Genomic DNA, 5,745 nt, shown 5'->3' with positions numbered 1-5,745 from the left:
GGAAGATGCCGGTGACGATCTGGATCACCAGCACCAGCAGCGCCAGCGAGCCGAAGAAGTACCAGAAGTTGAAGTTCTTCGGAGCGTAGTACTCCGACATGTGGACCTTGTACGCGTCGTACGCGGTCGGGAAGCGGTTCTGGAGCCAGTTGTTGACCTTGGCGCCCGTGCTCGCGTTGGGGGAGATTTCCTTGAATTCGGCAGCCATGGCTTCAGGCACTCTTCTTGTCTTCGCCGATCAGCAGGCGGGTGTCCGACAGGTACATGTGCGGCGGCACTTCGAGGTTGTCCGGCGCCGGCTTGTTCTTGAACACGCGGCCGGCGAGGTCGAAGGTGGAGCCGTGGCACGGGCACAGGAAGCCGCCCTGCCAGTCGTCCGGCAGCGAGGGCTGCGCGCCGGGCTGGAACTTGTCGGTGGGCGAGCAACCGAGGTGCGTGCAGATGCCCATTGCGACGAAGATCTCGGGCTTGATGGAGCGCACCTCGTTCTTCGCGTAATCGGGCGTGGGATAGGCCGTGCGCTCGGACTTCGGGTCGGCCAGCTGCGGATCGAGCTTGGGCAGTTCGGCGATCTGCGCCGGGGTGCGGCGCAGGATCCACACCGGCTTGCCGCGCCATTCGACGGTCATTTTCTGACCCGGCTGGAGCGCGGAGATGTCGACTTCGACGGGGGCGCCGGCGGCCTTGGCGCGTTCGGAGGGCTGGAAGCTGCTGACGAAGGGCACCGCAGCGAAACCTGCGCCCACCGCCCCGACGCAGCTGGACGTGATCAGCCACGTCCGTTTGCTGGCGTCCACCGTGGAGTTGCTCATTGAAGATCCTCGAGGAACTTTTGCTGATTAAGGGTCAACCGGCGATTGTAGCGGAGCGTGTCAGCACGACTGAAGGGCTCGCTAGCGTGCGCCCGCCTGACGCATACTCCCGCACCGTCACAACCAGAGGAGCGTCCATGAAGGTGCTGCAGGAATTCCGCGAGTTCGCGGTCAGGGGCAACGTGATCGACCTGGCGGTCGGCGTCATCATCGGTGCCGCGTTCAACAAGATCGTCGACTCCCTGGTCGGCGACGTGGTCATGCCGATGCTGAGCCGCATCGTCGGCAAGCTCGATTTCTCCAACCTGTTCATCGTGCTGGGCGACATCCCGCCCGGCACGGCGACCACGCTGGACGCCCTGAAGAAGGCCGGCGTGCCGGTGCTGGCCTGGGGCAACTTCCTGACCGTGGCCCTGAACTTCGTGATCCTGGCCTGGGTGATCTTCCTGATGGTGCGGCAGGTCAATCGCCTGCGCCGCCGCTTCGAGAGCCCGCCGGCCGCCGCCGCCGCGACCGAACCGGCGCCGCCGCCGGAGGACGTGCTGCTGCTGCGGGAGATCCGCGACAGCCTGCGGGTGCGGGCGTAAGGCCCCGGTTACCCGCCGGCCAGCCGCTTCGCCATCCGGATCGCCTCGACCAGGCTCGAGGCGTCGGCCCGGCCCGTGCCGGCGATGTCGAAGGCGGTTCCGTGGTCGGGGCTGGTGCGCACCAGCGGCAGGCCCAGGGTCACGTTCACGCCCTTCTCCACCCCGAGGTACTTCACCGGGATGAGGCCCTGGTCGTGGTACATCGCCACCACCACGTCGAACTCGCCGCGGCGCGCCCGCATGAACACCGTGTCGGGCGCGAACGGGCCGTGCACGTCGAGGCCGGCCGCCCGCGCATCCTGCAGCGCCGGGGCGATCACCTCGATCTCCTCGCGCCCGAACAGCCCGCCCTCGCCCGCGTGCGGATTGAGCCCCGCCACCGCGATGCGCGGGCGCCGCCCCAGCATCGCCGCCAGTGCCGCATCGGTGATGCGCAGGGTCTCGCGCACGTTGGCGAAGGTGACGGCCTCCAGCGCCTGGCGCAGCGCCACGTGGATGCTCACCAGCACCGTGCGCAGTTCGTCGTTGGCCAGCATCATGCGCACCGGCATGCGTTCCAGCGCCACGCCGGCATGCGCCGCCGCCTCCGCCTGCAGCAGCTCGGTGTGGCCCGGATAGGGCAGCCCCGCCGCCGACAGCGCTTCCTTGTGCAGCGGCGCGGTGACGATCGCCGCCACTTCGCCGCGCAGCGCCGCGCTCGCCGCCCACAGCACCGCGTTGGCCGCCAGCCGCCCGGCCGCCTCGTTCACCTGCCCCCAGGGGGGCGGCGCTTCGAGCGGCGCACCCACCTGCAGCAGCGGGATGCAGCGCGGCGGCACCTGCGCGAGCTCCTGCACCGAGCCGACCAGCGCGATCGGCAGCGGCGGCCGCTCGCCCGCGGCGGCGGCGGCGCCGCGTCGCAGGCAGGCGAGGTCGCCGGCGACGAAGCAGCCCTGCGTGAGTTCCGGCGCCTGCGTGAACGCCTTGGCGATGATCTCCGGCCCGATGCCGGCTGGATCGCCCAGGGTGATCGCGATTCGCTTCACCGGCTTCCCGCCTGCCGGGCCACGTGCGGCGCTCACGCCGGATTCTCGATGTCGACGAACGCGTGCTCGAGCCCGAGCTGCTGCGCGACGTGCGCGGCGACCGCGGGCGCGCCATAGCGCTCGGTGGCGTGGTGGCCGCAGGCGAGGAAGGCCACGCCGCACTCGCGCGCGTAGTGCGCCTGCGGCTCGGAGATCTCGCCGGTGAGGAAGGCCTGCGCGCCGGCCGCGATGGCGGCCTCGAAATACGACTGGGCGCCGCCCGTGCACCAGGCGATGCGGCGGATCGGGCCACTCGCCCCGGCGACGCAGGTGATGGGCCGGCCCAGCACCTTGCGCACGTTGAGCGCCAGCGCCTCGCTGTCGGCGAACTCCGCACCGTCGGCGCGCTCGCCGAGGAAGCCCAGGTCCTGCTCGCCGAAACGCGCCGTCGCCTGCAACCCGAGCTGCTTTCCGAGCTGCGCGTTGTTGCCCAGTTCGGGATGCGCGTCGAGCGGCAGGTGGTAGGCGAACAGGTTGATGTCGTGCGCGAGCAGCAGCGCGAGACGCTGCTTCATCCAGCCCGTGATGCGGCCGTCGTGGCCGCGCCAGAACAGGCCGTGGTGCACGAAGATCGCGTCGGCCTCGCGCGCGATGGCCGCCTCGATCAGCGCGCGGCTGGCGGTGACGCCCGAGACGATGCGCCGCACCTCCGCGCGGCCCTCCACCTGCAGGCCGTTGGGGCCGTAGTCCCGGAAGCGCTCGGGCGCCAGCAGGGTGTCGAAGGCTTGCAGCAGTTCGCTCCGGTGCGTCATGGGGGAAAGGTCACAAGGATCAGCCCGCATTCTGCTACGGCGCCGCGCGCGCGCCGGCGCGAACATCGCCGCTCCTGCCCCTGGAGCCGCGATGGACACGCTGACGCTGATGGTGTGGTGCATGGCCCTGGGCGCGATCGGCGCGGTGGCGCTGGCGCGCACGGGGGATCTGGTTGCGCAGCCGAGCGCGGCCAAGCTGCGGGCGGTGGGCTACCACCTGAGCGTGTTCCTGCTGGTGCTGGTGCTCAGCGGCGTGCTGCCCCGCCTCGCCCCGGCGCACGCACCGCGGCTGCACTGGCTGCAGGTGCTGGCCGGGCCGGTGTGCGTCGCGCTGGCCAACTTCTGGATCCACGGCTGGCTCGCCGCCGGCCAGCGCGACCGGCTGATGGCCGGCCTGTTGCGCGGCTCGGCCTGCGCGGTGCCGCTGCTCGCGCTGGCGGTCCTGCGGCTGCCGGTCGAGGACCAGCTGCCCGCGGCGGCGGCGCTGTCGCTCGCGGCCAGCGCCCTCACCTGCTGGCTCACCTTCCGCGCCTGGACCTTCGGCGACCGGCTGGCACTGCCGATGGCGCTCGGCTGCATGCTGACGCTGCCGGCCCTCGCGGGGCTGTACGTGCTGGCGATGGAGCTGGCGGCCTGGCCGGCGCTCACGCAGGCTGGCGTGGCCCTGAGCGCGACGCTCGCCAATGCGCTCACCGGCCGCATGCTGTGGCGGCGCGAGCGGCAGGCCTGGCGCACGCGCGAGAGCGGCAGCGTGCCGGCCGTCGATCCCGTCACCAAGGTGCACAGCAGCGCCGCGCTGGTGCAGCGCCTGGTGGCGTCGCAGCAGCGGCGGCGGCGCACGCGGCGCGAGGGCGCGCTGGTGGCGGTGACCATCTTCGATGCCGACCGGATCGCGATCCAGGTCGGCGCCGCCGGCCTGAACGAGGTGTGGATGACGGTGGCGGCGCGCCTGCAGCGCCAGGTGGGCGTGGTCAACCCCGTCGGCCGCTACTGGGACCGCTGCTTCGTGGCGCTGGTGGAGACGATCCCCGGCCCCGGCTGGCTGCGCGGGCTGGGGCTGCGCCTGGCGGCCAGCCTGCGCCGCCCGATCGAGGTGACGGGCCGCAACGGCGACCCGGTGCGCGTGCGGGTGGACATGGGTGTCGGCCTGGTGCACCTGGCGCCCGTCCATCCCGAAGTCGAGGACGTGCTCGACGACGCGCAGCGCCTGGCCGAAGCGGCGCGCGCCATGCGCTCGCGCGCCGCCACCCGGGATCCGGCCAGCGGCCAGCCGGTGCCGGTGGAGGAGGCGCGCTGGAGCCGGCGGCAGCGGCGCCGGCGCGAGCGCGAGCGCGCCGCGGCGTCCTCGCTCGCGCTGCAGTAAGCGGCGCAGCGGGGCCGCCCATCGCGCATACACTTGGGTTTTCCGCAAGCCCGAGAAAATGCGACGTTACTGGCTCGTCTTCTCCCAGGCGGTGACCATCCTGCTGGCCGCGTACTTCGTCGTGATCACGATGAAGCCCGAGTGGGTGAACCGGCGCCCCGTCACGAGCGCGTCCACCGGCGTCGCGCTGCAGGAGGTGCCCACGCTGCCCGGCGCGCCGCCGCCGGCCGGCAGCTTCCGCTCCGCGGCGCAGAAGGCCTCGCAGGCGGTGGTGAGCATCAATACGAGCAAGGCGGACCGGCCCTCTTCCAGCGACCCCTGGTTCCGCTTCTTCTTCGGCGACCAGGGCGCGGTGCCGCAAAGCGGCCTGGGCAGCGGCGTCATCATCAGCGCGGACGGCTTCATCCTCACCAACAACCACGTGGTCGAGGGCGCCACCGAGATCGAGGTGGTGCTGAACGACAGCCGCAAGGGCCGCGCGAAGGTGATCGGCACCGACCCCGAGACCGACCTCGCGATCCTGAAGGTGAACCTGGACCGGCTGCCGGTGATGACGCTCGGCAACTCGGATGCGCTGCAGGTGGGCGACCAGGTGCTGGCCATCGGCAACCCCTTCGGCGTGGGCCTCACGGTCACCAGCGGCATCGTCAGCGCGCTGGGGCGCAACCAGCTGGGCATCAACACCTTCGAGAACTTCATCCAGACCGATGCGGCCATCAATCCGGGCAACTCGGGCGGCGCGCTGGTGGACGTCAACGGCAACCTGATGGGCATCAACACGGCGATCTACTCGCGCTCGGGCGGCAGCATGGGGATCGGCTTCGCCATCCCCGTCTCCACCGCCAAGCTGGTGCTCGAAGGGATCGTGAAGGACGGCGTGGTGACGCGCGGCTGGATCGGCGTGGAACCGGCGGATCTCTCCCCCGAGCTGATGGAGACCTTCGGGGTGAAGGCCAAGAAGGGCGTGCTGATCACCGGCGTGCTGCAGAACGGCCCCGCCGCCCAGGCCGGCGTGCGGCCGGGCGACGTGGTGGTGCAGGTGGGCGGCAAGGACGTCGCCAACGTCTCCGAGCTGCTGTCGACCGTCGCCGCGTTGAAGCCCGGCGTGGCGACGCCCTTCAAGCTGCAGCGGCGCGACGACAGCGTGGACGTCACGGTCACGCCCGG

Annotated in this window: 6 protein-coding genes and 1 pseudogene; 3 read left to right on the top strand and 4 right to left on the bottom strand. The window is 71.5% G+C overall.

The window, feature by feature from the left end:
* A pseudogene (locus VFM98_RS18895) lies at positions 1-208 on the bottom strand (cytochrome bc complex cytochrome b subunit); the annotation flags it as partial.
* A gap of 4 nt (positions 209-212) precedes the next feature.
* Entirely contained in the window at positions 213-812 is a 600-nt protein-coding gene (gene petA / locus VFM98_RS18890) for a ubiquinol-cytochrome c reductase iron-sulfur subunit (RefSeq protein ID WP_325111442.1), read from the bottom strand.
* 137 nt (positions 813-949) lie between these two features.
* Here petA and mscL point away from each other — a divergent pair, with 137 nt between their 5' ends.
* Positions 950-1,399, top strand: coding sequence for a large conductance mechanosensitive channel protein MscL (mscL, locus tag VFM98_RS18885; protein ID WP_325111441.1), 450 nt, complete (start codon positions 950-952; stop codon positions 1,397-1,399).
* A gap of 8 nt (positions 1,400-1,407) precedes the next feature.
* On the opposite strand, the gene pdxA is transcribed toward mscL, so the two are convergent.
* Together pdxA and VFM98_RS18875 are read right to left on the bottom strand one after the other, a co-directional pair.
* Entirely contained in the window at positions 1,408-2,424 is a 1,017-nt protein-coding gene (pdxA, locus tag VFM98_RS18880) for a 4-hydroxythreonine-4-phosphate dehydrogenase PdxA (RefSeq protein ID WP_325111440.1), read from the bottom strand.
* A 32-nt stretch (positions 2,425-2,456) separates the two neighbouring features.
* Entirely contained in the window at positions 2,457-3,215 is a 759-nt protein-coding gene (locus VFM98_RS18875) for a Nif3-like dinuclear metal center hexameric protein (RefSeq protein WP_325111439.1), read from the bottom strand.
* 91 nt (positions 3,216-3,306) lie between these two features.
* Between VFM98_RS18875 and VFM98_RS18870 the strand changes: the two genes are divergently transcribed.
* Both VFM98_RS18870 and VFM98_RS18865 read left to right on the top strand, forming a co-directional pair.
* Positions 3,307-4,578, top strand: a complete 1,272-nt coding sequence (locus tag VFM98_RS18870; RefSeq protein ID WP_325111438.1) for a hypothetical protein — start codon at positions 3,307-3,309, stop codon at positions 4,576-4,578.
* A gap of 58 nt (positions 4,579-4,636) precedes the next feature.
* Positions 4,637-5,745, top strand: a 1,109-nt coding sequence (locus tag VFM98_RS18865) for a S1C family serine protease (protein WP_325111437.1), incomplete at its 3' end; no start/stop codon positions are given.

The organism is Ramlibacter sp. (assembly GCF_035706265.1).
GTDB lineage: Bacteria > Pseudomonadota > Gammaproteobacteria > Burkholderiales > Burkholderiaceae_C > Ramlibacter.
Note: the sequence above shows the minus strand (reverse complement) of the source record. Positions and strands in the feature narration are given on the sequence as shown.